Annotated in this window: 18 protein-coding genes and 1 pseudogene; 9 read left to right on the top strand and 10 right to left on the bottom strand. The window is 39.0% G+C overall.

The features are described from left to right. Window positions 1–12: 12 nt before the first annotated feature. On the top strand, window positions 13–378 hold the full coding sequence (locus H8S64_RS21120; RefSeq protein WP_186978624.1) for a VOC family protein: 366 nt from the start codon (window positions 13–15) through the stop codon (window positions 376–378). A 120-nt stretch (window positions 379–498) separates the two neighbouring features. Here H8S64_RS21120 and H8S64_RS21115 read toward each other — a convergent pair whose 3' ends face one another. Then, window positions 499–1,794, bottom strand: a complete 1,296-nt coding sequence (locus tag H8S64_RS21115) for an MATE family efflux transporter (protein ID WP_186978623.1) — start codon at window positions 1,792–1,794, stop codon at window positions 499–501. A gap of 260 nt (window positions 1,795–2,054) precedes the next feature. Further along, window positions 2,055–2,825, bottom strand: coding sequence for a GNAT family N-acetyltransferase (locus H8S64_RS21110; RefSeq protein WP_186978622.1), 771 nt, complete (start codon window positions 2,823–2,825; stop codon window positions 2,055–2,057). Between the two features lie 90 nt (window positions 2,826–2,915). Between H8S64_RS21110 and H8S64_RS21105 the strand changes: the two genes are divergently transcribed. Further along, window positions 2,916–3,392, top strand: coding sequence for a YbaK/EbsC family protein (locus H8S64_RS21105; RefSeq protein WP_099290462.1), 477 nt, complete (start codon window positions 2,916–2,918; stop codon window positions 3,390–3,392). Here H8S64_RS21105 and H8S64_RS21100 read toward each other — a convergent pair. Both H8S64_RS21100 and H8S64_RS21095 read right to left on the bottom strand, forming a co-directional pair. After that, window positions 3,343–5,442 (bottom strand): HelD family protein, encoded by a 2,100-nt coding sequence (locus H8S64_RS21100; protein WP_186978621.1) that lies wholly within the window; start codon window positions 5,440–5,442, stop codon window positions 3,343–3,345. The genes H8S64_RS21105 and H8S64_RS21100 overlap by 50 nt on opposite strands. A gap of 101 nt (window positions 5,443–5,543) precedes the next feature. After that, window positions 5,544–6,311, bottom strand: a complete 768-nt coding sequence (locus tag H8S64_RS21095) for a LuxR C-terminal-related transcriptional regulator (RefSeq protein WP_186978620.1) — start codon at window positions 6,309–6,311, stop codon at window positions 5,544–5,546. A 132-nt stretch (window positions 6,312–6,443) separates the two neighbouring features. Here H8S64_RS21095 and H8S64_RS21090 point away from each other — a divergent pair, with 132 nt between their 5' ends. Further along, the gene (locus tag H8S64_RS21090; protein ID WP_255469661.1) at window positions 6,444–7,595 is read left to right on the top strand and encodes a bacteriophage abortive infection AbiH family protein; all 1,152 of its coding nucleotides are present in this window, start codon (window positions 6,444–6,446) and stop codon (window positions 7,593–7,595) included. Between the two features lie 227 nt (window positions 7,596–7,822). Here H8S64_RS21090 and H8S64_RS21085 read toward each other — a convergent pair whose 3' ends face one another. Next, window positions 7,823–8,866 (bottom strand): alcohol dehydrogenase, encoded by a 1,044-nt coding sequence (locus H8S64_RS21085; RefSeq protein ID WP_186978618.1) that lies wholly within the window; start codon window positions 8,864–8,866, stop codon window positions 7,823–7,825. A 531-nt stretch (window positions 8,867–9,397) separates the two neighbouring features. Between H8S64_RS21085 and H8S64_RS21080 the strand changes: the two genes are divergently transcribed. Continuing rightward, a complete protein-coding gene (locus H8S64_RS21080) occupies window positions 9,398–9,694 on the top strand; it encodes a competence protein CoiA family protein (RefSeq protein WP_186978617.1) in 297 nt (98 codons plus the stop codon). A gap of 282 nt (window positions 9,695–9,976) precedes the next feature. Then, window positions 9,977–11,002, top strand: a complete 1,026-nt coding sequence (locus tag H8S64_RS21075; protein ID WP_186978616.1) for a PDDEXK nuclease domain-containing protein — start codon at window positions 9,977–9,979, stop codon at window positions 11,000–11,002. 354 nt (window positions 11,003–11,356) lie between these two features. Here H8S64_RS21075 and H8S64_RS21070 read toward each other — a convergent pair. The 3 genes and pseudogenes from H8S64_RS21070 to H8S64_RS22825 all read right to left on the bottom strand — a co-directional run. Continuing rightward, window positions 11,357–12,058 (bottom strand): annotated as a pseudogene (locus H8S64_RS21070) (alcohol dehydrogenase catalytic domain-containing protein); the annotation flags it as partial. 144 nt (window positions 12,059–12,202) lie between these two features. Then, window positions 12,203–12,472 carry a winged helix-turn-helix transcriptional regulator gene (locus H8S64_RS22830; RefSeq protein WP_366483055.1) on the bottom strand — a complete coding sequence of 90 codons (270 nt, stop codon included), beginning with the start codon at window positions 12,470–12,472 and terminating at the stop codon, window positions 12,203–12,205. Beyond that, complete coding sequence (locus H8S64_RS22825) at window positions 12,396–12,737, bottom strand: ATP-binding protein (protein WP_366483053.1); 342 nt, start codon at window positions 12,735–12,737, stop codon at window positions 12,396–12,398. Before H8S64_RS22825 ends, H8S64_RS22830 begins: the two co-directional genes overlap by 77 nt. A 1,005-nt stretch (window positions 12,738–13,742) precedes the next feature. Here H8S64_RS22825 and H8S64_RS21060 point away from each other — a divergent pair. From H8S64_RS21060 to H8S64_RS21050, 3 genes are all read left to right on the top strand, one after another. After that, on the top strand, window positions 13,743–18,383 hold the full coding sequence (locus H8S64_RS21060; protein ID WP_255469660.1) for a RecQ family ATP-dependent DNA helicase: 4,641 nt from the start codon (window positions 13,743–13,745) through the stop codon (window positions 18,381–18,383). A gap of 99 nt (window positions 18,384–18,482) precedes the next feature. Further along, a complete protein-coding gene (locus H8S64_RS21055) occupies window positions 18,483–19,721 on the top strand; it encodes an SIR2 family protein (protein WP_186978614.1) in 1,239 nt (412 codons plus the stop codon). Continuing rightward, window positions 19,714–21,480: an ATP-binding protein gene (locus H8S64_RS21050; protein ID WP_186978613.1), complete on the top strand. Its 1,767-nt coding sequence runs from the start codon at window positions 19,714–19,716 to the stop codon at window positions 21,478–21,480. Before H8S64_RS21055 ends, H8S64_RS21050 begins: the two co-directional genes overlap by 8 nt. 477 nt (window positions 21,481–21,957) lie before the next feature. Here H8S64_RS21050 and H8S64_RS21045 read toward each other — a convergent pair whose 3' ends face one another. Together H8S64_RS21045 and H8S64_RS21040 are read right to left on the bottom strand one after the other, a co-directional pair. Beyond that, the gene (locus H8S64_RS21045) at window positions 21,958–22,299 is read right to left on the bottom strand and encodes a helix-turn-helix transcriptional regulator (RefSeq protein ID WP_186978612.1); all 342 of its coding nucleotides are present in this window, start codon (window positions 22,297–22,299) and stop codon (window positions 21,958–21,960) included. Between the two features lie 314 nt (window positions 22,300–22,613). Next, the gene (locus H8S64_RS21040; protein ID WP_027202337.1) at window positions 22,614–22,841 is read right to left on the bottom strand and encodes a ricin-type beta-trefoil lectin domain protein; all 228 of its coding nucleotides are present in this window, start codon (window positions 22,839–22,841) and stop codon (window positions 22,614–22,616) included. Window positions 22,842–23,011: 170 nt separating this feature from the next. On the opposite strand from H8S64_RS21040, the gene H8S64_RS21035 reads away from it, so the two are divergent. Then, window positions 23,012–23,485, top strand: coding sequence for a hypothetical protein (locus H8S64_RS21035; RefSeq protein ID WP_186978611.1), 474 nt, complete (start codon window positions 23,012–23,014; stop codon window positions 23,483–23,485). The last annotated feature ends 6 nt before the right edge of the window (window positions 23,486–23,491 follow it).

Genomic DNA, 23,491 nt, shown 5'->3' with positions numbered 1-23,491 from the left:
AAAAAGAACAAGATGAAAAACTTAATTGCATTTTTCGAGATTCCGGCTATCGACTTCAAACGGGCTGTTGATTTCTATGAAACCGTACTTGACCTGCAACTCGCCGTTTTTGAATGCGAGCACGAGAAAATGGCGTGTTTTATCGAGGACGGACAAACTGTCGGCGCCGTCGCTTGGGCTCCCGAATTTAAACCGTCGGCGGGAGGAGTGCTTGTACACTTCCGTTGCAACAATATAGAGGAAGCCATCCGGAGGGTTCGGAAAAAAGGCGGCGATGTCGTCATCCCGAAGACCAGAATCGAGGCGGAATGCGGGGGATATTTCGCCGTGTGCATGGATAGCGAGGGGAATCGCTTCGGGGTGTACAAGGAGAAATAGTTAAAAGTCCGTAAGGTCTATAAGGTCCATAAGGTCAGTAAAGTCCATAAGGTCACGGGAGTTCTTGGAGCAGAGTTTAATGGACTTTATAGACCTTACGGACTTTATGAACCTTATGGACTAATATATTTGTTTCCTTTTCAAGTAGATGTAGGATTGTATTCCCAACATGGCAACAAACAGGTATTCAGCCGTCAAGTATACCGCCAGCGGTGTCGTGAAGCAATAGCTCAACACGTACAGGTATATCAGGTAAACGATTATCGTCGTCACTTGAAAGATGAACGCAGTCCGGGTATCTCCCGTGCCGGTCAAGGCACTGATGTAGACGAACCCGGGTACGGCAAACAGGTAATTCAGTAACATGACGATAAACGGGGTGGACGCGATTTCAATCAAGCGCGTGTTGTCGGTGTAGCATCCCATGATTTGCCCGCTGAAAAGCAGGGCAAGTACAATCAAGGGCAACCCAATGGCGTACCCCAGTTTCAGTATCTTGCGGCAGAGCGGAAAAAGTTGATTCCCTTTCCCTTCGCCGAGCAAGTTACTCACGAGCGAAGCCGTCGTGGCGCCGAACGAGTTGACAATCACGAAAAAGAGTGTCGAAACGCTTCTGGTGATATTGGATACCGCCAGTTGCACTTCACCCAATCTCTCGATGGCGATAAAAAACAGGAACCACGGGGCTGTGCTGACGAACGAGTGCATCATGCTCCATCCGGACAATCGCAGTACCGCTTTTAATAGCTTGCCGTCATACACCATTTGTAATCCGTATTTCACTTTATCCGTCACGCGTAGCGTGTAGATAAGAATGATAAGCAATGAGCCCGCTTCCGCGAACGAGGATGCCATTGCCGCTCCCGATATGCCTAAATCAAGCCCGAAGATAAACAGGTAATTGCATGGAATGTTGATAATGACAGCCGTGAGCGCTACCAGTGTCAATACCTTGGTTTTGGTAATCCCGACATAAAAAGAACGGAATGCCAAAAACGGGAAGGAGAAAAGCAACCCAAAGCACCGCCAGTTCAAGTAATCTATGACCGCTTGATAGATTTGGTGTGAACTGATAAAATATTGCATGACGGGCGGGGTTATCCAATACGAAACGAGGATTAACGCCACCGCCAATCCACAGAGGAAAAACAGTCCTTGAAAGAATGTCCTGCCTGTCTTTTCATATTGGCGTTCCCCGTTCTTGCGTGCGATCATGACTTGCAACCCGAGGCTGAACCCGAAACCCAGAATATAGATTGCCATGTAATAAACACACGCCAAGGCGGACGCCCCTAATTCAACTTCTCCCACGTGCCCGAGGAAAAGGGCGTCGGTGATATTAATTAATTGCTCCATTAATATGCTCATCATCACCGGGTAGTTGATGAGCCAGATTTGTTTATAAGTATAATTCATCTCTTCATTCGATGGTTCGAAATATGTAGAGTCAAAAGTTTATAAGGTTCGTAAAGTTCATAAAGTAATGAACCTTGCGGGTGTTTTGTAAACTCGAAATCTTATTTCGAAATTCGTAAATAATTGAAAATAAAACTCTCTACCGAACCGGTATGGTTCGTTTATGCTGAATAGCTTTTTTTAGGTAAGTGCTATTCCCGGGGCGTAGCTATATGCAGAGTTTCATAAATGGATGAATATTCTTTTGTCAATGTTACACGTTACAAATGTAGTGATAATTTATCAAACCTGCTATCTATACAGGCACTGATATCCGTCGTGACGAATTTGCCGTTGTAGAATAAACTGAAAATCGTGGCAGGAGTCGGGGCGGCTTGGGCTTGCTCCATGGTTTCCAGTTTGATTATTTTCAACGGAATGTTTCTACTTTGGGCTGTTGCTGTTAAAGACTCTCGGATATGGTATTCCGTGAACGGGCAACGGTTCGAGTAATAGGCTACCAGTCCCTCTTTATCCGGACATTCGCCACTGATTGCGTTCGCGTGGAATTTAGGTAATGCCGCATCCGGTTTCAATCTTTTCACCAGAAGGCTGAAGCCCGAAGGGGTTTTCTCGACCGTTTCGAACCCTTGTAGTAAAAACCACTTCGCGTCACTCATGAAATGAAATTTCTTTGTCCCGACCACGGTCACCAATCCCGTTTTACCTTGTGCCGTGGCGTCGTCAATGGCGGATTGCAGCAACGCTTTGGCATATCCTTTGCCCTTGTATTGTCCGGCAACCCAAAGGCAGTTGATCATCAGGTAACCGGGAGCATCTACCGGGAGCCATGCTTTCTCCGCGGGGCAGTATTCTATAAAAACCTTCGCCCGTTCATCGAGTCGGCGGAACACGTACCCGTTGTCAAATTCTCTCTTCAGCCATTCTTTTTTCAGCTCGTAGCTGTCCTTGCATTTCTTGTCGGAAAAGGCGCAACAGATGTGTTCTTGGGTAATGTTCTCTTGGGTTAGGGTGATGAATCGTGGTTCCATAAGTTTGTATTTCGTGATTTTGTTATCGGCAAAGATACTATAATGCAATGGCTTTTTTATCTTTGTCGTGCAAAATAAAGAGGTTCGCTTATGTCACTAGAAAAAGTAAAACAATATTTCGATACCCTCGGTTTGGGACAACGGGTAATGGTATTGGCTCAATCGAGTGCCACCGTCGAGGAAGCGGCTGTTGCCGTGGGGTGTGAGCCGGAACGGATAGCTAAAACCATGTCTTTTCTGGCAGGGGAGGAAGCCATTTTAATCGTCACCGCCGGGGACGCCAAGGTGGATAATAAAAAATACAAGGAGAATTTTCATCACAAGGCAAAGATGATACCGGGAGAGTCCGTGGAACAGTATATCGGGCACGCCCCCGGTGGAGTATGCCCGTTTGCCATTCCCCCGGGAACGAAAGTTTATCTGGATGTATCCCTCAAGCGCTTTGACATAGTCTATCCTGCGGCGGGAACAAGTAACAGTGCCGTCGAATTGTCAATCAAGGAGTTGGAAGATTGCTCTAACTACACGGCTTGGATTGACGTGTGCAAGGGGTGGAGGGAGGAATAAACCCGCTCGGCTTCCCGTGATACGTGAGAGTCAATTTGTGCATCGCCCGTGTCACAGCGACGTAAAGCATGCTCTTGTCGATGGGGGTGGAGTAGTTTTTATCGTCTACCCGCGGAACGATGACTTCGTCAAATTCCAGCCCCTTTGCCATGTGGGCTGACGTGACGATGATGCCTTTCGCGAAAGCGGAACTCCGGTTGGAGAGGAAATAGATATTGGAGGTGTACGCTTTAAGTTTTTCCGTCATTTCCATGGCTTGTGCCTCGGTCTTGCAGATGATTCCCAGTGATTTGTGGTTTGATGTCTTGAAGGTTGACAGGATGTTTGCGATTCCGGATATTTCCTCTTCCATGTTCTTGAAACGGAGGATTGCGGGGTGTTCGCCATGTCGTATCACGGGTTCCAGTTCCTCGTTTGTCAGAATCTTTTGAGCGAAATCGGTAATCTCGAAAGTCGAACGGTAACTTTTGCATAATTTCATTACTTCTCCCGTGACGAACGCTTTCCGGATGATGTCGGCTGTGGACGAACCGTAAGGGTTTACCGATTGGCAGGCGTCGCCGAGAACGGTTTTCCGGCAGGGATATAGTTTTTGGAGTACCTTGTACTGCACGGGTGAATAATCCTGCATCTCGTCGATCAGGAGATGCTTCACCCGGAGTCGGGCGGTATTCCCGTCCAGTGCCATGTGCAGGTATGCCAAGGGTGCCAAATCGGCGTATTCCAGCGTGTGATTTTTCCGTGTCTTGAACATATTGGGTTGCCCGCTCCACTTGAAGAAATCCTTGTACACTTGAAGGTCGTTATTCCCGGTGAACATCTTTTGTATTTCCTTCTTCAGCAGGTTCTTTTCTGCGGTGGTTACCGTGAAACCGTATTTGACTTTCATCATGTCCAGAATATAATCCGTCATCGTTTCGAACCGTTGGCGCATGGGGTACCGGTTGAAGCGGCGGAACTGCTCCTCTATAAATTCAGCCGGAATCGTGACGAGTCGGGTGAGTTGCACGTCTGTCGCTTTGAAATAGGTATTCTCCACGTGCAGGATGAACTTGTCCAGTCGCGAGATAAATTCGAAAGAAGCCTTGTATCGTATCCGCTCGATAAAGTCCGGAGCGGGTTTGTCGAGCAATTCCGTCACCTGCTCAAAGAAATTCCGGTATTTATATTTATTGTCGAGAATCCCCGATAGAATTTGCTCCATGCTGGTTTCGGGTACGGTTTCTTCGCCGAGTTCCGGAAGCACGTTGGAGATGTAGTCGGCAAAGACCTTGTTGGGCGAAACGATTAATATGTCCTTGGAAGAGATATCCCCTTTCTGGGCGTAGAGCAGGTAGGCGATGCGATGTAGTGCGATAGACGTTTTTCCTGACCCCGCAACTCCCTGTATGATAAGTACCGGGGCTTCCTCGTTCCGGATAATCCGGTTCTGTTCCCGCTGAATCGTGGTAACGATGTTTTTCATTTTGTCGTCGGCATTGGCGCTCAACTCCTTTTGCAGTATATCATCATGGACGGTCAGGGAACTTTCGAGCATGTACTCCATCTTCCCGTTCCGGATGCGGTATTGTCGTTTGAGCGAAATCTCCCCGTTAACCTCTCCCGTCGGGGAAGAATAAGCCGCTTCTCCCAATTCGTGATCGTAAAACATACTCGAAACAGGCGCCCGCCAGTCATAGATCAAGTTTATCTTTTGATTGGGATCATAGAACGTGTGTATCCCGATGTAGAGGGGCATGGTTTCGCTTCCCTCTTTTTTCTCCTTGAAATCTATCCGCCCGAAATAGGGGATTTCCAGAATTTTCCCTAGCCGCCGACGCTTGTCAATCACGCTTTCACCCGACGCGAAATGCCGCAGAATACTCTCCCGCATGGAACGTATCTCGTGAGGATCGATGTCTTTATTCGACCAGATGTAATCCTTGTACTCCTGCAACGTGTCCACGTGTTCCTTTACCGACTTGTCCGTGTTGTTTATCGTATCGTTGATGATACCGATGAGCTGGCGTAAATACTCTTTTTCCTGTTCTTCTGTTTTGTTGAAAACCATATACCTCTCCTTAGTTAAATAAAAATGCACGAAAAGAGATACAAAGTTAATTCAACAGGATGAGGCGGTAAATAGTTATTTATAGCTATCTTTTATAGCAATTATTTTAAAAGCCCTAAATCCAATCCTTTATTGATAGCCTCGATAGAATTTTGCACGCCTAGTTTGCGAAGCAGATTCTGGCGGTGAATATTCACCGTGTGGATGCTGATGCCGAGTTGGTAAGCGATCTCCTTGCTCAGAAATCCTCTCTGTATCAAGTGTAATATTTCTATTTCCCGCTCGGTCAAGTCAATTCGCGGCAGGGATAATAGAGTCGGAGAAAATATCTCCCCGTTTTTAAGATTGAGCACCGTGCAGTCCACTTGTTCATGCTCTTTCTGGTTGGGGGCGATATCCATATTCCCCACGATCAACCACGCTTTTCCCGTGCGTTCACGTTCCAGTACCTGTTGTCTGCTGATTACCCGTGTATATTGTCCTTTGGCATTGCGTACCCGGAAACTGTAAATATTGCAATAGTCATTCCGCTGTTCGGGAGGTAAGCTATAAATAAATTGGCTTAATTTTATTTGTAATTTTTCCAATTGAGGGAAATCATCCGGGTGGAACCGGGATTCCAAGTAATCTCCCTGCCTTTCCAGTGTACAGATTTTACGACTATCATACCCTAATAAATCCGTGAAATTCGAGGAAGCGTATACGTATTTGCCTTTATAGACATCCACCACGAACGAACAACTCCGGCTGATTCTCTCCATTTGGTGTAACATCGCCTTGTCCCGCTCCCACACGGCATAATCAATATCTTCTGCCGCAAGACATTGCCTTGCCCACATTTCTTCCCGGGTGATGTTGGTTGGTTTCATGCTATCAAAAATACTATAAATTTGTGACAACGAGGAAACCTTGTGCAAAAATCTTTTGATACATGAACATTTATGGTGTTTGTCTTATCAGTCACTTTGTGTAATTTTACCTTATCGTTTATATTTGTCTTTATGCTTGAGAACTTGATTAACGGAGAACCTGTCAGACATCTTTACGTGATAGGAAATGGATTTGATCGATACCACGGGGCGAAATCCACTTATTGGGATTTCAGGGGGTATTTAATCAGGCATGATGACTTTGCGCTAAAGATGTTTGAACTCTTTTTCGGACCAAGGTCGATGATGAATAATTTTAAGTCGATAAAAGACTACTTGCTTTGCCTGCAATACGGGCGTGCTTTGCCCGCGCCGAGGAATACGTGGGCTTGTAAATGTTTGTGGAATGATTTCGAGAGATACCTCGGCGAGTTGAATCGAGAACGGGTATTTGACTTCGTGGATGAGGATTTATCTGAGTTGGACGAGGAAGAAGGTGGCTTTTACGCGAATTTCGATGCACTAATAGGGCGGGTAAGCGATATTGTAAAGGAGTGTTCTGTCGAGATGCAGTATCATTTCCATCGCTGGATTAATACCGTGCATTACGAGAAAGGGTTTAGGAAGAAAATGCTACTACTTGATGGAAATGCGGCTTTTTTGAACTTCAATTATACACTTTTTCTTGAAACTGAATATGGTATTCCTCGGGAGCAAATTGTGTATATACATGGAGAGCGAAGACAAAAGTTTGGTAAGTTGGTACTAGGACATCGTGCGGAGAATGCTGAGGCGGCTTTTGACGAGTGGATTCATAAAAATAGAAACAAAAGAAGGTACCGTCCTAATTTGAAAGGGAAAAACGGGAGGTATTTCGCCAATGATAAGTTGGTGTATTTGGTATTCTTTGCGGAAGATGAAGCAAAAGGCAGATGGCGGTTGCCTGTCAGGTATTATGCCGCGGATTTGATTGAAGAGCGTTTGGAGGATTATTATAAAGAAAACGTGAAACGATGCGGAGAGATTATAGACCGGAATCTGGAATTTTTCAAGTCATTGCGGGAATTGCAGGAGATAACGGTACTTGGACATTCTCTGGGCGACGTGGATTTACCTTATTTTAGGGCTATTCTTGACCATGTGGTTGCTCCGGAAGATTTGAAATGGAAATTTAGCTATCATACTGATGCTGATAAATGTAGAATTAAAAGATTTTGCCGACAACTGAAAATACCCGAAGCGGAAAATGACCAGTTGTTCAGTATGTCGGTTTTAAAACGTTAACTGGTCTTGCGCCTATTCGCGTATCCTATGAACCCCAATACGATGGGGTGGTACGTGACTTGTTAATTGCATCTTTGGGATGAGATTCTACTGTATAGGCGTATTTGAAGTTCTACTTTTGTGGGACTTCTTTGTGAAAACCAGAGTTGTTGGTAGGTGCGTCAGGCATTCGAAAACTGCTTGTGAATGGTTATGAGGATAGGTGAAAATTTATCCTCTTTTTAATTTCAACTTTCTTTCCCTGTTATCGCTACTTTTATCACACCATCCAGTTTATTCTCGAAAACACGATATGCTTCTTCTATTTTGTTTAAGGGGAACCGATGTGTGACGAGTAGGGTGGTATCAATCTTGCCTTCTTCTATCAAGTGAAGAATCTCGGCGCAATCGCAACCATCCACGCCCCCGGTCTTGAAAGTAAGGTTTTTACCGTACATGTCGGGTAAAGGTAGAAGTTGCGGTTTGTCGTAAAGAGTAACCACGGTTACGATGGCGTTGGGGCGGGCGCATTCCCATGCCATACGGAAGGTGTCATCGCTTCCGGCTACTTCCAACACGACATCAGCCCCTCCGTGGTCACTGTGCTGAAGCACGAATTCTTTGCATCTTTCCGGTTCGGTCGCCAGTACATCGGGATAGTGTTCCCGGATAAATTGAATCCTTTCCGGGGACTTTTCGCAAACAATAATTCTTTTTGGCTTCTTCAGCATCACGCAAAGCAGGGTACATATTCCGGTGGGTCCGGCTCCAATGACAAGTACGGTATCGTCTTCCGTGATTTCCGAAATGCGTGCTGCCCAAAATCCTGTGGCAAGCACGTCGCCCACGAAAAGAGCCTGTTCATCGCTTACCGCATCGGGAATACGGTTGAGTCCGCTGTCGGCATAGGGAACACGGACGTATTCAGCCTGTTCGCCGTCAATGCGGCATCCCAAAGCCCAGCCGCCATTGGGGTCGGTACAGTTGTTCACGAATCCCTTTTTGCAGAAAAAACACTCTCCACAGAAGGTTTCCACGTTCACGACCACTCTGTCCCCGGGTTTCACGGTAGTAACGTCGGCTCCCGTTTGTTCTACAACACCCACCATTTCATGCCCAACGGTAATGCCCGGTACGGCACGAGGTACACTACCGTGTTTGATGTGTAAATCACTCGTGCAAATACTTCCAAGCGTGACACGTACGATAGCATCTCGTGAATCTTTTATTTGAGGTATCGGCTTCTCTTGGAGTCTGAAGTTCCCTTTGCTTATGTATGTGTATGCTAACATTTAATCGTAATATATACTTTGATATTAAAACTGATAAGAAGCATTTTTCTTATCGGGTTTCAAATATAGGTTTTTAATCTCGAAGGAGAGATTTTGGAGTACTGAATTAGAAGGAAAAGGTGTTAGTTTTTGAGTTAATAGCTTTTATTGCTGATATTCAGTCACGACCCATCTACCCGTTCGGTCGGAGCCTTCTCTTTTAATTATGCCCTTTTTGGTTAGTTGAGATAAGTGGTGTTTTAATTTGCAAATGGCTTGCTTGGATGAAGGGGAATCTGTTCTTGTGGTCTAGAGCTATTTGCTAAATCGAGTAGTTGATTTTTAAATTTTGAGATGGCTATTTTTTTTATTTTGTTTCTATTATGCAGCAAATATAGTGCATTTTGGAAATAAAATATAGAGATGAAAAGTGTACTATTGAACTGTTTCTTTATTTACACTTTTATTAATGCATTGTTTATTGGAAATGATACAATAGATTAATATATTTGTAAATTATCATTAAGGAGTTGAACTCTAAATTGAATGAATATGCCTTTACGAGCTTACATAGATAATGAAGAAATTATTTCTATTGGTTTAACAGATGAACAATGGGAAGAATTTAACGTGAAAGTTAAGAAACAAGAATTACTTTTGACTTTGCCATGTTGCAATCAAGTGGGGAGTCTACGAAAAAGTAGTAAGGGACTTAAGTATTTTGTTCACTCGAAATCTGATAATACTTGTGATTGGAAACCGGAATCACTAGAATATTTCTTGCAGACGGAAAATGGTAAACATTTAAGAGTTGGAGAATTAAAAAGGAGGTATAGTAAGACTGTTTAATATAACTATTTATCCCACGGTTGTTGTTCTTGTGATGCAATTTTTGGAGACTTTTATATTAACGAAGAAAAACTTGAAGCACAAAACGATCCAAATAATATTAGGTGCATTGTAGAGGTTGATTTAGGAGTGGCAAAAGAAGAAGGAAAACATTGATGCTATTCTGAGAATGGAGAATTTTGTGAGTAAATAATCAAAATAATGCATTGATATATTTTTCTGATTTTCAAATATGTGCTAAATTTACAGTATCGAAAATAAAGAAATTATTGATAATTACTTATGGATATAGCGAAAACAGAAAATTTAAATCCGGAATATAAAGATTTACTCGACCGTATTTCTCATAGATATGTAGAGGGGCAAGCACAGGCTATTCGTTCTGTCAATGAATTTTTAGTTGATACGAATTGGAATATTGGTAAATATATTGTTGAGTATGAGCAGGAAGGAAGTACAAGGGCTAAATACGGCTCGAAATTGTTAGAAAATCTTTCACGGGATTTGACTTTACGGCATGGCCGTGGTTTTAGTCGTTCTAACCTTAATTATATGAGGTTATTCTATCTTCGCTTTCCAATTTGTGAGAAGCTTTCTCACAAATTGTCATGGTCTCATTATTGTGAATTGGTAAAGCTTGATAATGAGATGGAACGTTCATTTTATTACCAGCAAAATATATTGGAAAATTGGAGTGTGCCAGAATTGAAACGGCAAAAAGATTCCGGACTATTTATGCGGCTTGCTTTATCAAAAGACCGTAAAGAGATACTAAAACTTTCTCAACAAGGACAGATTGTGGAATGTCCAGAAGATATAGTGAAAGATTTTTATGTATTGGAATTTCTAAAAATTCCTGAACCGTATAATTATTCTGAAACAGAACTGGAAACACGTTTGATGGACAATTTGCAGAAATTTCTATTGGAACTTGGTAAGGGGTTTACTTTCGTAGGACGACAGTATCGAGTAACTATAAACAATATTCCATATCGTGTCGATTTGGTGTTTTATCACCGTATTCTTCGCCGATTTGTTTTGATTGACTTGAAAATTAACGAGGTAAAGCACGATGATATTGGACAAATGAATATGTATATGGGATATTTTGCTAAAGAAGAGAATTACGAAGGGGACAATCCTCCTGTTGGAATTATTTTATCAAAAGATAAAGATGAACTTTTGGTTGAATATGCTACTTATGGAATGAGTAGTCAATTGTTTGTTTCCAAGTATCAATTATATCTTCCAGATAAAGAGGAATTAAGAAAAATCATTAGTCGCCAGCTAGAAACGGATGAAATATGAATTGTAATTTGTGAGAAGCTTTCTCACAAATTTGAAAAATTAGTATTCTGATTGACAAAGTAAGTGGAATTTATGCAGGATAAATCCTATAAGTATTCTTAACTGGGGAGGTTTCACAGACGTGCGGATGTTTTTTTTCGGAAGCACGGAGTGAAAACTCGCTGTGAGAAGTCAGCAGAGGACATAGTACTCGAAAAAATCGATACTCGGGGAAGGTCTGAACTTTAAATACCTCCGTGGTGGGGTAATGGTAGGGGGCACAACAAAAGCTGTGTACGGGGAACTGTCCAAGGGGCCCATTGAGCCCCTTGCTGAGCAATGTTATGCTTCATGAATTGGATACAGAGTTGGAATCCCGTGGTCACTGTGCTGAAGCACGAATTCTTTGCATCTTTCCGGTTCGGTCACCAGTACATCGGGATAGTGTTCCCGGATAAACTGAATCTTTTCCGGGGACTTTTCGCAAACAATAATTCTTTTTGGCTTCTTCAGCATCACGCAAAGCAGGGTACATATTCCGGTGGGTCCGGCTCCAATGACAAGTACGGTATCGTCTTCCGTGATTTCCGAAATGCGTGCAGCCCAAAATCCGGTGGCAAGCACGTCGCCCACGAAAAGAGCCTGTTCATCGCTTACCGCATCGGGAATACGGTTGAGTCCGCTGTCAGCATAGGGAACACGGACGTATTCAGCCTGTCCGCCGTCAATGCGACAGCCCAAAGCCCAACCGCCGTTGGGGTCGGTACAGTTGTTCACGAATCCCTTTTTGCAGAAAAAACACTCTCCACAGAAGGTTTCCACGTTCACGACCACTCTGTCCCCGGGTTTCACGGTAGTAACGTCGGCTCCCGTTTGTTCTACAATACCCACCATTTCATGCCCAACGGTAATGCCCGGTACTGCACGAGGTACACTACCGTGTTTGATGTGTAAATCACTCGTGCAAATACTTCCAAGCGTGACACGCACGATAGCATCTCGTGAATCTTTTATTTGAGGTATCGGCTTCTCTTGGAGTCTGAAGTTCCCTTTGCTTATGTATGTGTATGCTAACATTTAATCGTAATATATACTTTGATATTAAAACTGATAAGAAGCATTTTTCTTATCGGGTTTCAAATATAGGTTTTTAATCTCGAAGGAGAGATTTTAGAGTACTGAATTAGAAGAAAAAGGTGTTAGTTTTTGAGTTAATAGCTATTATTGCTGATATTCAGTCACGACCCATCTACCCGTTCGGTCGGAGCCTTCTCTTTTAATTATGCCCTTTTGGGTTAGTTGTGATAAGTGGTGTTTTATACTTCCCTCGGTACTGTTTAACAGGTAAATCAATTCCTTTCTTGTAATAGTTGGATTTGCTTTGATTGCATCAATTATTTGTTGTTGGGTTGTTTTATTTTTCTGGATGTTTTCTGGATGTTTTTTGAGTGTCTGTTCCAAAGCCTTCCTCAAAGTATTTTTTCGATACATTTTCAACTACCCTAAAAGCAGTATGGAGAGAGAAATCAAACATTGCTTCTCCATTACCATTTTCCTGTAATTCTTTTTGAACCCTATAGACTCCTCTACTAAAGCGATTGACGTACCCCAATACCTTCATCGCTTCTGCAATGAACGGGTTTCTATAATCACTTACATTGGGAAAGTTTATTGGGCTAACTTTACCATATAGTCCTCCCGGATTTTGTATTTCAATACGATCGTCATATTCATAAAATTGAATTGTCGTATGCACCAATCATCAAATAACCATTCTTTCCGTCACCTGAAAGGTCATTGGAAAAAGCACATATCGCCTGACAGAACTTATCCATATCGTTCTTGGATATTGTTCGCTCTACTCTATGACATTCTGTGTCGTTTAGGAGTTGAAGTATTTCTTGTTTGGTGAGCATATTCTAATTTTAATAAATTATTAATATCGTCTACCGCTAGGTATTGCCTTGCCTGTATTTTTTCTTTAGTGATGCCAATTGAGTGCATAAGATTTCTCATTCAAGGATGAATTTGTTATTCAAAAATACGATAAATTTACGATAAGGAGAAAACTTCATTCAAAAAATCTTGTGGTATATTAAATCTTAGGAAGGTTATGTCTTTATTTTGTTTCTATTATGCTGCAAATATAGTGCATTATAGAAATGAAATGTAGCGGAAAACAACTGTACGATTGTCTGTTTTTCCTGTTTACACAAAGATAAAATGGATGCTGAGGATAATGGGAAAATATGTGAATACTCGTTTTATGCCAATAATCTTGAAATAATATATTGGTCAACCTATCATAAAATAAATAAGAATGACGATTTTATATATTGTATGATATATTGGGCGTATGACAAAGAGTGTAAGTATTGCAATCAGAAGAAATTTGTTCTAATTAATTATGGTTATGAGTATCCTTCCGAAAAAATACGTTATCATCAAAATTTATTGGATAAAGAAAAAGTGTTATGTTAATGCTTTATTTTGTTGGAAATGATGTAATAGATTAATATATTTGTGAATTATCATTGTGGATTGGTAAAGAGATTTTTTGAATAGAAAATGTAAGTAAATATAGCTAATGAAATCCATAACCTTTTTTGATCTTGAGGTAGATCCTAATGGTCATAAAATAGTTGACATCGGGAGTGTAAAAAGTAATGGAGAGACATTTCACTCTACTTTCATTGGTAATTTTGTCAATTTTTTAGATGGAACGGGGTATATATGTGGGCATAATATATTCAAACATGATTTGAAATATATAGAAAAAGAAATACCGGATGTAGGCAAGCTTGATAAAATAGATACACTTTATTTTTCGCCTTTGTTATTTCCCGCTCAACCATACCACAATCTTGTAAAAGATGATAAACTAGATCCGGAAAATTATAATAATCCTCTTAATGATTCCATAAAAGCAAAGAATTTGTTTTACGACGAAGAAAATGCATTTAAGCAATTGGACGAAGAATTGAAGCAAATTTATTATCTGCTTTTAAATAATATAGAAGAATTTGCCGCTTTCTTTCGGTACATGGATTATTCTGTAAGTTTCTTGAATGTGGTAACTTTAATTCGGCGGAAATTCCATGGTGAAGTTTGTGATGAGGCTGATTTCGAATATTTTGTACACCATCATCCGGTTGAACTTGCATACTGTCTTGCTTTGATTCACGCTCGAAGTCGTTATTCAATAACACCGCGTTGGGTACTTAAGAATTATCCTGTGGTGGAGAATATCATGCACCTGTTGCGGGGCAATCCATGTTTATCGGGATGTCCTTATTGTAGGCGTTCATTAGATATTCACGGGGCATTAAAGCGTTATTTCAACTTTGACTCTTACAGGAAATATGCAGAAGAGGCTTTGCAAGAAAATGCTGTAAAAGCGGCTGTTGCTAATAAATCAATATTGGCGATATTCCCAACAGGTGGCGGTAAGTCACTGACGTTCCAAGTGCCTGCACTTATGGCAGGAGAGAATACGAAAGCACTTACGATCGTGATCTCTCCTTTACAATCGTTGATGAAAGATCAGGTGGATAATCTTGAAAAAAGTGGTATCACGGATGCCGTGACAATTAATGGTTTATTGGATCCGATAGAAAGGGCTAAATCTATTGAAAGGATAGAAAACGGTTCGGCTTGCATATTGTATATCTCCCCGGAGTCACTACGCTCTAAAACAATAGAGCGTTTATTACTTGGACGGAAAATCGCACGTTTTGTGATTGACGAGGCACATCGTTTTTCAGTGTGGGGACAGGATTTTCGACCGGATTATATGTATATTGCGGACTTTATAAAGTTGATACAATGGGAAAAACAACTCGATGAATCCATACCGATCTCGTGTTTTACAGCCACGGCAAAACAAAAAGTAATAGGAGATATAAAGGCATATTTCAAGGATAGGCTTTCGGTAGAACTTGAACTTTTTGCTGCCAATACTTCAAGGACTAACCTTCATTATGAAGTCTATAATAATGGGAATGATGAAGAAAAGTACAATATGTTGCGTAATTTGCTAGAATCTAAGGATTGTCCGGTTATCGTGTACACATCACGAACTCATAGGGCAACCATGCTTGCGCAACAACTTCGTGAGGATGGGTTTGATGCGAGAGCGTACCACGGGAAAATGGACGTGAAGCAGAAAAAAGAGAATCAAGATGCTTTTATGGCGGGGGAAGTTAGAATCATCGTTGCTACGTCAGCTTTTGGTATGGGGGTTGATAAAAAGGACGTGGGGATGGTTATTCATTATGAGATTTCCGATTCTCTTGAGAATTACGTGCAGGAAGCGGGAAGAGCGGGACGGGATGAAAATATAACAGCTGATTGTTATGTCTTGTTTAACGAACAAGATTTAGACAAGCATTTTACTTTGCTTAACCAAACACGATTGAACCAGAAAGAGATTCAACAAATATGGAAAGCTATTAAAAGTCTTACCAGATTCAGATCAAAGATATCTAATTCGGCACTGGAAATTGCCCGAAAAGCGGGTTGGGATGATAATTTGAATGAAATAGAAACACGAGTGAAGTCTGCGATTGCGGCACTCGAGGAAGCGGGTTACTTGAAACGAGGGCAGAATATGCCTAGGGTTTTTGCGAATAGTATTTTAACAAGAAATGCTGAAGAGGCTATCACTAAAATTAGAAATTCCTCTCGTTTTGATGATAAACAAAAAGAACATGCGACACGGATCATAAAGAAATTGTTTTCGACGAGAAGTCGCAGGCATGTTAACGATGAAATCGCGGAATCCCGGGTTGATTATATTTCCGATCATTTAGGCATTGTGCGAGAAGACGTGATTCACATTATAAACTTGATGCGTGAAGAACGAATACTGGCAGATGCTAAGGATCTTACCGCTTTTATTAAAAAGGGTGAAAAATATAATCGTTCGCTTTCCATACTTGAAACGTATTGTAAAATAGAAAATTACTTGTTATCGGTTCTGGATGAAGAGGGAAACACGTACAATTTGAAAGAACTTAATGAAGGAATAGCTGCGGGACAGGATAAGAATGTTACTCTCGATAAGATAAAAACGATTATTAATTTCTGGGATATACAGAAGTGGTTAAACCGAAAACGATATGATAATAGTGGTTATTCTAAAAATCATATTGTTCTGGCTTTAAAACAACCTAAGAAGAGAATAGAGGAATGGTTGGAGAAGAGGCAACAATTAGCAAAATTCATTTTGGAGTATATTTACGAGAAGAATAAAAAAATCATATTAGAGTCTTCTAATGATGAGGTTTTAATAGAGTTTTCTGTTCTTGAACTGAAAGAGGCGTACGAGAAACAGCAATCTCTTTTTAAAGTGAATGCGGGACTTGCTGACGTGGAGAATGCGTTATTTTATCTTTCTCGTGTTGAGGCTATTAAAATTGAAGGAGGATTCTTGGTTGTTTATAACAAGCTGACTATTGAGAGATTAGAGGGAAATAATTCTAAACAGTACACGACGAGTGATTACGGGAAACTCGATCAATTCTATAAAAATAAGACAGAACAAATCCATATAGTCGGGGAGTATGCGAAAAAGATGATTAGCGGTTACAAGGAAGCTTTGCAGTTCGTGGATGATTATTTCCGTTTAAATCATGTTTCTTTTTTGAACAAGTATTTTAGTAACAGCAGGCAAAAAGAATTGACAAGGAATATCACTCCGGCTAAATTTCAACAGCTTTTTGGAGAATTATCCACGGAACAATTGAAAATTATCAAGGACAATAAGTCTAAATATATTGTTGTGGCAGCAGGACCGGGTAGTGGGAAAACGAGAGTGTTGGTACATAAATTAGCTTCATTGCTACTTATGGAGGATGTAAAACACGAGCAATTGTTAATGCTTACATTCTCTCGGGCTGCCGCAACCGAGTTCAAGAAACGATTAATCAAATTAATTGGGAATGCAGCAAGTTTCGTTGAGATAAAAACATTCCATTCTTTTTGCTTCGACCTATTGGGATTTGTTGGTGATTTGGAAAAGTCAAAAAATATAGTTCGTGTTGCAACTGAGAAAATAAGAAGCAGGGATATCGAGTTGTGTAAAATCACCAAGACGGTTTTGGTGATTGACGAGGCTCAAGATATGAACAGTGATGAATATTCTTTGGTAGAAGCCTTAATGGACTTTAACGAAGAGATGCGTGTTATAGCCGTGGGCGATGATGATCAGAATATTTATGGATTCCGGGATGCAGATTCAAAATATCTGAAAGAATTGATTACAGGGAAAGATGCTGTTAAATATGAATTGATAGAAAATTACCGGAGTAAAAACAATTTGGTATTGTTTTCAAATGAATTTGTGGGGCGTATTCGGAATAGATTGAAAAAGGAATCCATTGTTGCAGTTCAACGGGATAACGGGGAAATACGAATCACCTACTATAATAATACCGACAACCTTATTATTCCCTTGGTTGAAGAGGTATATGGCACTGGGCTTGCGGGTACAACTTGCGTGCTCACGAAAAAGAATGAGGATGCGGCGCAAATTGCGGGGTTGTTGTTGAGAAAAGGTTTACGTGCTAAGCTTATACAGTCCAATGATCAATTTAATTTGTATGATTTACAAGAGATAAGGTATTTTGTTGGGCTACTTCATACGGAATTTTATACTCCTAAAATAAGTGATGATAGATGGAAGTATGCCAAACAGGAATTGCAAAAGAAGTATGGGAAGAGTACCAAAATTGAGATTGTTAATAGACTTATCAAAGATTTTGAGGAAACGAATAAATCCGGCAGATATAAATCAGATTTAGATTTGTTTATAAGAGAGTCCAAGTTTGAAGACTTTTTGGAGCAAGATGGAGAGACTATTTTTGTGTCGACCATGCATAAAGCGAAAGGAAGGGAGTTTGACAATATTTTCTTGCATTTGGAAGATTTCACTCTTGCCTCTGATGAAGAGAAAAGATTGCTTTACGTGGCTATGACTAGGGCAAAACAGAATCTTTACATTCATGCGAACAAGCCATATTGGAAGCATGTAGATATGAAAACTGTGCAGAAAATGGAGAATTGTAATGATTATGGTGTGCCCGATGAATTATGCTTGCATTTGGGGCATAAAGATGTTTGGTTGAATTTTTTTCGTAATAGACAACGATATATTGATGGTTTGACGAGTGGCGATGAATTGGTATTTGAGGGTGATACTTGTTTTACAGTTCAAAAGGAACCCGTATTGAAATTTTCAACGAATTTTGGAGAGAAGTTAGAAGTGTTGCAACAAAAAGGATATATGCTTAAAACGATTAAGGTTAACTTTATTGTGTATTGGAAATGTGATGGGAATAAGGAAGTAAAAATCATACTTCCGGAACTCATCTTGAAAAAAAAATTCATAGGTGGGGGATAATTATAATGAGACTCTAGTAACATGAAATTGTGGATACTCTTTAGAAAATTAATCAGTCGTATTATTTGAAAATAATAAATGATTTAATTTCTTTCAAATATGGAAAAATATTTATTTATAAATGGCTCAGAGAGCGTGCAGGTGCAAAAAGATAAAGATGATAAGATTAACAACGTCTATATTGATGGAAAGATCGTTGATGAAGACCGATTTAAAGATGCTTTAACAGATAAAGAAGCATTTGCAAAACAGGCTCAAAGAAATAAGTATCAGAAGTTTTTGAATAAACAATTCGAAAATTTAATAATTCTTACAGGGGCGGGCTCTTCTGTAGGCATAGGAGTCAATGATGAGAATGGAAAAAAGAAAGAAGGACGGCTTCTTAGTCATTTATGGGATGATGTAGAAATGAAATATACCAAAGAGAAACTTAAGAAATTTTGTGCATTAGTCCATTATACTGCAAAAGATTCAAAAGGTGAGTATGTAAAAAACTTAGAAAGTCTATTGTCAATGGCTAATGCTGCAAAAGAATATGTTACTGATAAGGATATTGACATTAAAACAATGATAGATGAAATACAGCAACTCATAAAAGAGAGTTGTGAATTGGTTCTGCCTGATGATGCACCTCATTTACCATTTCTTGAAAAAATAACAAAAAGAAAAGTAACCTTGCCTCGTGTAAAAATATTTACTTTAAATTATGACACGTTATTTGAACAAGCTGCATTAAAGAAAAATTTTACACTCATAGATGGGTTCTCCTTTTCATTCCCGCGCTATTTTAGTGGAAGAAATTTCGATTATGATATTGTATTACGCAATAGTAGTAGAGTAAAGGAAGAAGATAATTTTGTTACAAGGGTCCTTCATTTGTATAAACCACATGGGTCTGTTGATTGGGAAAAAACGGATAGAGGAATTAAGCAGTCAGAGAAAGTGAATAAGGCTTTGATGATTTATCCTAAAGATAGTAAATATGAAAGTTCTTACGAACAGCCTTTTTTCGAAATGATGGCTCGCTTTCAACAAAGTCTCCGTAAAGAAAACGTGATGTTGGTTTGTATAGGATTCAGTTTTAATGACAAGCATATTGTAACTGTTATTCAAGAAGCATTGGAGCAGAATCCCAGTTTTCAGATAATGGTAGTAAATAGAAGTATCAAAGCAAAGGGTTCTTTAAAATGGCTCTATGATTTATCTTTTAAGCATTCCAATATCTGCCTTGTAAGCGAAGAATTTAAAGAATTTGCAGAAAATTATCCTGATTTACAAACATATAATCAAGATGAATATCGTGCTATTAAAATTAACTTGTCTGAAAGCCATGAATAGAAATCCTTTTGAGCACAATTATTTTATTGGTTACATCAATCAAGTAACCCCCCAATATGTAAAAGTACATTTTCCATCTTCCGTATTATTAAAATCATTTGTATTCAGAGGTGAGCAATATAATGGAGGATTAGTTGGAAATTATGTAGTCATAGAAGGTGAACAACATGGATTCTTAGGGAAGATGCTTGAGATATCACTGCCTGAAAATGAGCGCTTAGAACTTAGCGAAAAGTCTTTTCAGAATAAAGAATTTCATCCAACAGGCAAAATCGAAATATTACTTTCATTCGATTTATTTAATCCTACAGAAGTAGAAAAAGGCTTGAATTCATTACCATCGGTTGGGGCGAAGGTGTTCGTTTGTTCTTCCAACTTTATTAAAGGGTATTTCAAAGGTTTCGGGGTGAAAAAAGAAAACACAAATCCACCTGTATTTAGTTTAGGATGTCTTACATATGATAAGTCAACCGAGGTAGAGATATCCCAGCAAGCTATATTCGGAAGACATTGTGCTGTTGTTGGTACAACAGGTGGAGGTAAAAGCTATACTGTTAGTAAATTGATTGAAGGGATAATTGTAAATAAGGGAAAAGCTATTCTGATTGATGCAACTGGTGAATATGCTACTCATGACAAGCAATCTTATTCAGCAACTCCTGCTATTTTAGCAAATAGTGCTTTTTTTCATTATACTAATCTCACAATAGGAGACCTTTTTGTCTTGCTTCGTCCATCTGGACAAGTTCAAGCACCTAAGTTGGCTGAGGCTATAAAATCTCTTAAAGTATTGAGAGTATTAGAAAATACTTATTTAACGAGTACTAATATAACAAAAGTTGATGATGGTTTTAAAGTCAAAATTAGGGATGGAATTGAAGAGCTTATTAAAGTTGATGGCGGGACGGTTACAAAAGAAAATCAGTTGATGCGCCCGTTCAATCGCATTTATGAGCAAAATATGGTAGATATAGAGAGTTTTAATTCTGATTTTGATATAAGACTATTGGCTAGTCAAATAATCAAAGAGTGCATCTGGGATATAGACAAGAATGATCATATGAAATGGGGAGGACGTAATGATACCCATCTCAATAATTGCATAAGCTTAATTTTGAGGACGAAAAGTCTGATTAATAACCCATTGTTTGATGTTATTTTTGGATTCCAAAAGGATAAAACAGATGAAGGTGAATTAATAACAGAAATGCAAGAATTTCTAAATGGGGATAAAAATCTTTTGCGAATAGGATTTGAGCAAGTAGGGTATGATTTTCAAGCAAGAGAGATCTTAGCCAATGCTATTGGGAAAAATTTATTAGAAAAATCTCGACAAGGAGATTTTAAGAGTAAGCCTGTTGTTCTTTTCATAGATGAAGCTCATCAATATCTCAACCGAAGTGTAAAAGATGAATATTTTGAAATGACACGTCTTGATTCTTTTGATCAAATTGCTAAAGAATGTAGAAAACATGGTTTGTTTTTATGTTTGGCTACTCAAATGCCGAGAGATATTCCACAAGGTACATTAAGTCAGATGGGAACTTTTATTGTTCATCGCTTAATCAATCCATTTGATAAAGATGCCGTTGAAAATGCATGTTCTTCGGCTAACAAGAACTCATTGTCATTTTTACCAGTTTTAGGTGCAGGAGAAGCTATTTTAATGGGGGTTGATTTCCCGATGCCTGTCGTTCTTAAAGTAAATAAACCTATAGTGGAACCTAATTCTGCAACACCTCAATTTGTATTACCCTAAAATTGATATACTTGATTTGATATTCATTAAATAGAGAAATGTAATATTGTTGTTATCTATTGTAACAAGTGCATTTTTTAGAATAAGACACCTTAAAGAGCATGACCTTTTACTACTGAAATCCCAAAGAAGAGCCGAGGAAGTACAAGGAAAGATATACTATGTGGGCGTTGTATGAATAGTTTCGCTCTGATGTTGCTATATGAAAGATTATAGAATCTTTACAGGAGAAACGGAGCAAGAACGGAGGCTAGGTAGGATTACAGTGGGCCTTCGTGTAAAAGGAATTAGGTAAGGGTAGGTTAGATTGGTATTGCTTAATTTAAATTTTGTAATGTAGGAGTTATCCATTTCGAATGCGGCAATGAAGTTATCCTGTATCATAGACTTGGAAATTCTTATTTTTTGGTCAATGAATGAATTTTATTAGAGAATGTTCTTGGGGAGAGATTATATATATTCTACTATGTAAGTATATTATCCTTTTTGTTGTTTATGTAATCTGTCATATTTTTGTCTTTGTACGGGATGTTTTATCCAATAATCTTCAATGCAATCAGTTTCTAAATATTTAGGGGGAAAGAAACTTGCGATTGGAACATCAAAGTATTTTGCAATTTCGTTAATATGATTCAAATTATATTTTTCTTCTCTAGATAATCTTTCTGCGTGTCCGACAAAAGAGCTATCAAGTTTTAATTCTAATGAGAGTTTTTCTTGACTCAATTTAGCAGCCTTTCTTAATTCTTTGACTTTATTGATTACGTATAGTTCTATTTCAGTTTTTGTTGTTTCAATTTGTGTCTTTGTTGCTTCCATTTTGAAAAAAAATTAATGATAAAGAAAAGATTTTCTTTTAAAAATTTGCAGGGGTTATTACCCTGTATTATATTTGCATTTGAGGATAGTGAATATTTGTAGTAATAAGCGTACTGGAGAATAATTACAAAATCACTATTATACAGATAGGTATAAAATAGGATTACGAAGAAAGAAGGTGTAACTTAAAAGTTAGTTAAAACAGCAGTGGTTTTAAAATGAGTAAATAAAGTTACATTCACAAGAATATTAATTACTAACTTCAAAATTAAAACGATGCGAGAAACACAGTTATTTCGATTTTATTCATCTGTTTAAAGTGGTTTTTCTGGGATAAAATCCCACAGGGTACATTTAAATATCTTGGCGAGTTCATTTATATGATTAAGGTTGTAAGCTTGATCTTTTTCAGGATCTTCAACATCATGAATAAACGTGTGAGAAACGTTTAAACAATCTCCAAGATATCTTAAACTCATATCGGCGTCAAGTCTATACTGTTTTGCTTTTTCCGACGTATAAAGTTGTACTTTCGTTTTCATTTTTCATTTACTTAGGTTTGTAAAGTAAGAACTTTTGTACGGAACGCATGGAAGCTAATAGGCTTACAAATGAGATTGTATAAAACAAAAAGAATGGAATTTATCTTATTCAGAAACGAGAGTAATAGAACATAGAGTATGGGATAATAATTTAACTAATAACAATTGAAATGAAAAAAGAAAGTGAAATTATCAATGATGAAGAACTAAAAAGATTTTTTTTAAATGAAGCAATGTTACTTTGTCCTTCTGCTTTGGGGGATGTTTTGGAAAGAGAGAAATTACAAATCTTGTACAACACGTTGCAAAAGATCGTGAAGTTGTTGGGTGTATTGAATCATTGTAATTTGGAAATGCATTACGTGGAAATATACCATGTATTCGGGTTTTATTTTACAGAAAAAGACGGGGAAAAGAGAAAAAAGCGTAAGATGAGTGAACGTCTGGAGGATTACGGTCAATTTATGTATCATTTGGTAAGGATGAAAAGTGTAATCGCTCATTATTATGCTTATAGTTTACAGCATTTGAGGAGTTTGGAGCATACGATGGAACTCTATTATCCAGGATATTTACAGAATAGAATGAAAGATATTCCAAGAGAACAAAAGATGGATATATTGAAAGAAGAAACGGAAAAATAAAATAGA

The sequence above is a fragment of the Butyricimonas hominis genome, assembly GCF_014287455.1.
In the GTDB taxonomy this organism is placed as follows: domain Bacteria; phylum Bacteroidota; class Bacteroidia; order Bacteroidales; family Marinifilaceae; genus Butyricimonas; species Butyricimonas muris.
The sequence above is the reverse complement of the archived record's forward strand: the minus strand, read 5'-3'. Positions and strand labels throughout refer to the sequence as shown.

Coding starts and splice junctions, on each gene's coding strand:
- H8S64_RS21115 (WP_186978623.1), bottom strand. CDS start 1,794: ATGAATTATACTTATAAACAAATCTGGCTCATCAACTACCCGGTGATG.
- H8S64_RS21100 (WP_186978621.1), bottom strand. CDS start 5,442: ATGGTTTTCAACAAAACAGAAGAACAGGAAAAAGAGTATTTACGCCAG.
- H8S64_RS21055 (WP_186978614.1), top strand. CDS start 18,483: ATGGAAAAATATTTATTTATAAATGGCTCAGAGAGCGTGCAGGTGCAA.
- H8S64_RS21105 (WP_099290462.1), top strand. CDS start 2,916: ATGTCACTAGAAAAAGTAAAACAATATTTCGATACCCTCGGTTTGGGA.
- H8S64_RS21110 (WP_186978622.1), bottom strand. CDS start 2,825: ATGGAACCACGATTCATCACCCTAACCCAAGAGAACATTACCCAAGAA.
- H8S64_RS21035 (WP_186978611.1), top strand. CDS start 23,012: ATGAAAAAAGAAAGTGAAATTATCAATGATGAAGAACTAAAAAGATTT.
- H8S64_RS21045 (WP_186978612.1), bottom strand. CDS start 22,299: ATGGAAGCAACAAAGACACAAATTGAAACAACAAAAACTGAAATAGAA.
- H8S64_RS21075 (WP_186978616.1), top strand. CDS start 9,977: ATGGATATAGCGAAAACAGAAAATTTAAATCCGGAATATAAAGATTTA.
- H8S64_RS21040 (WP_027202337.1), bottom strand. CDS start 22,841: ATGAAAACGAAAGTACAACTTTATACGTCGGAAAAAGCAAAACAGTAT.
- H8S64_RS21050 (WP_186978613.1), top strand. CDS start 19,714: ATGAATAGAAATCCTTTTGAGCACAATTATTTTATTGGTTACATCAAT.
- H8S64_RS21095 (WP_186978620.1), bottom strand. CDS start 6,311: ATGAAACCAACCAACATCACCCGGGAAGAAATGTGGGCAAGGCAATGT.
- H8S64_RS21090 (WP_255469661.1), top strand. CDS start 6,444: ATGCTTGAGAACTTGATTAACGGAGAACCTGTCAGACATCTTTACGTG.
- H8S64_RS22830 (WP_366483055.1), bottom strand. CDS start 12,472: ATGTATCGAAAAAATACTTTGAGGAAGGCTTTGGAACAGACACTCAAA.
- H8S64_RS21080 (WP_186978617.1), top strand. CDS start 9,398: ATGCCTTTACGAGCTTACATAGATAATGAAGAAATTATTTCTATTGGT.
- H8S64_RS21120 (WP_186978624.1), top strand. CDS start 13: ATGAAAAACTTAATTGCATTTTTCGAGATTCCGGCTATCGACTTCAAA.
- H8S64_RS21085 (WP_186978618.1), bottom strand. CDS start 8,866: ATGTTAGCATACACATACATAAGCAAAGGGAACTTCAGACTCCAAGAG.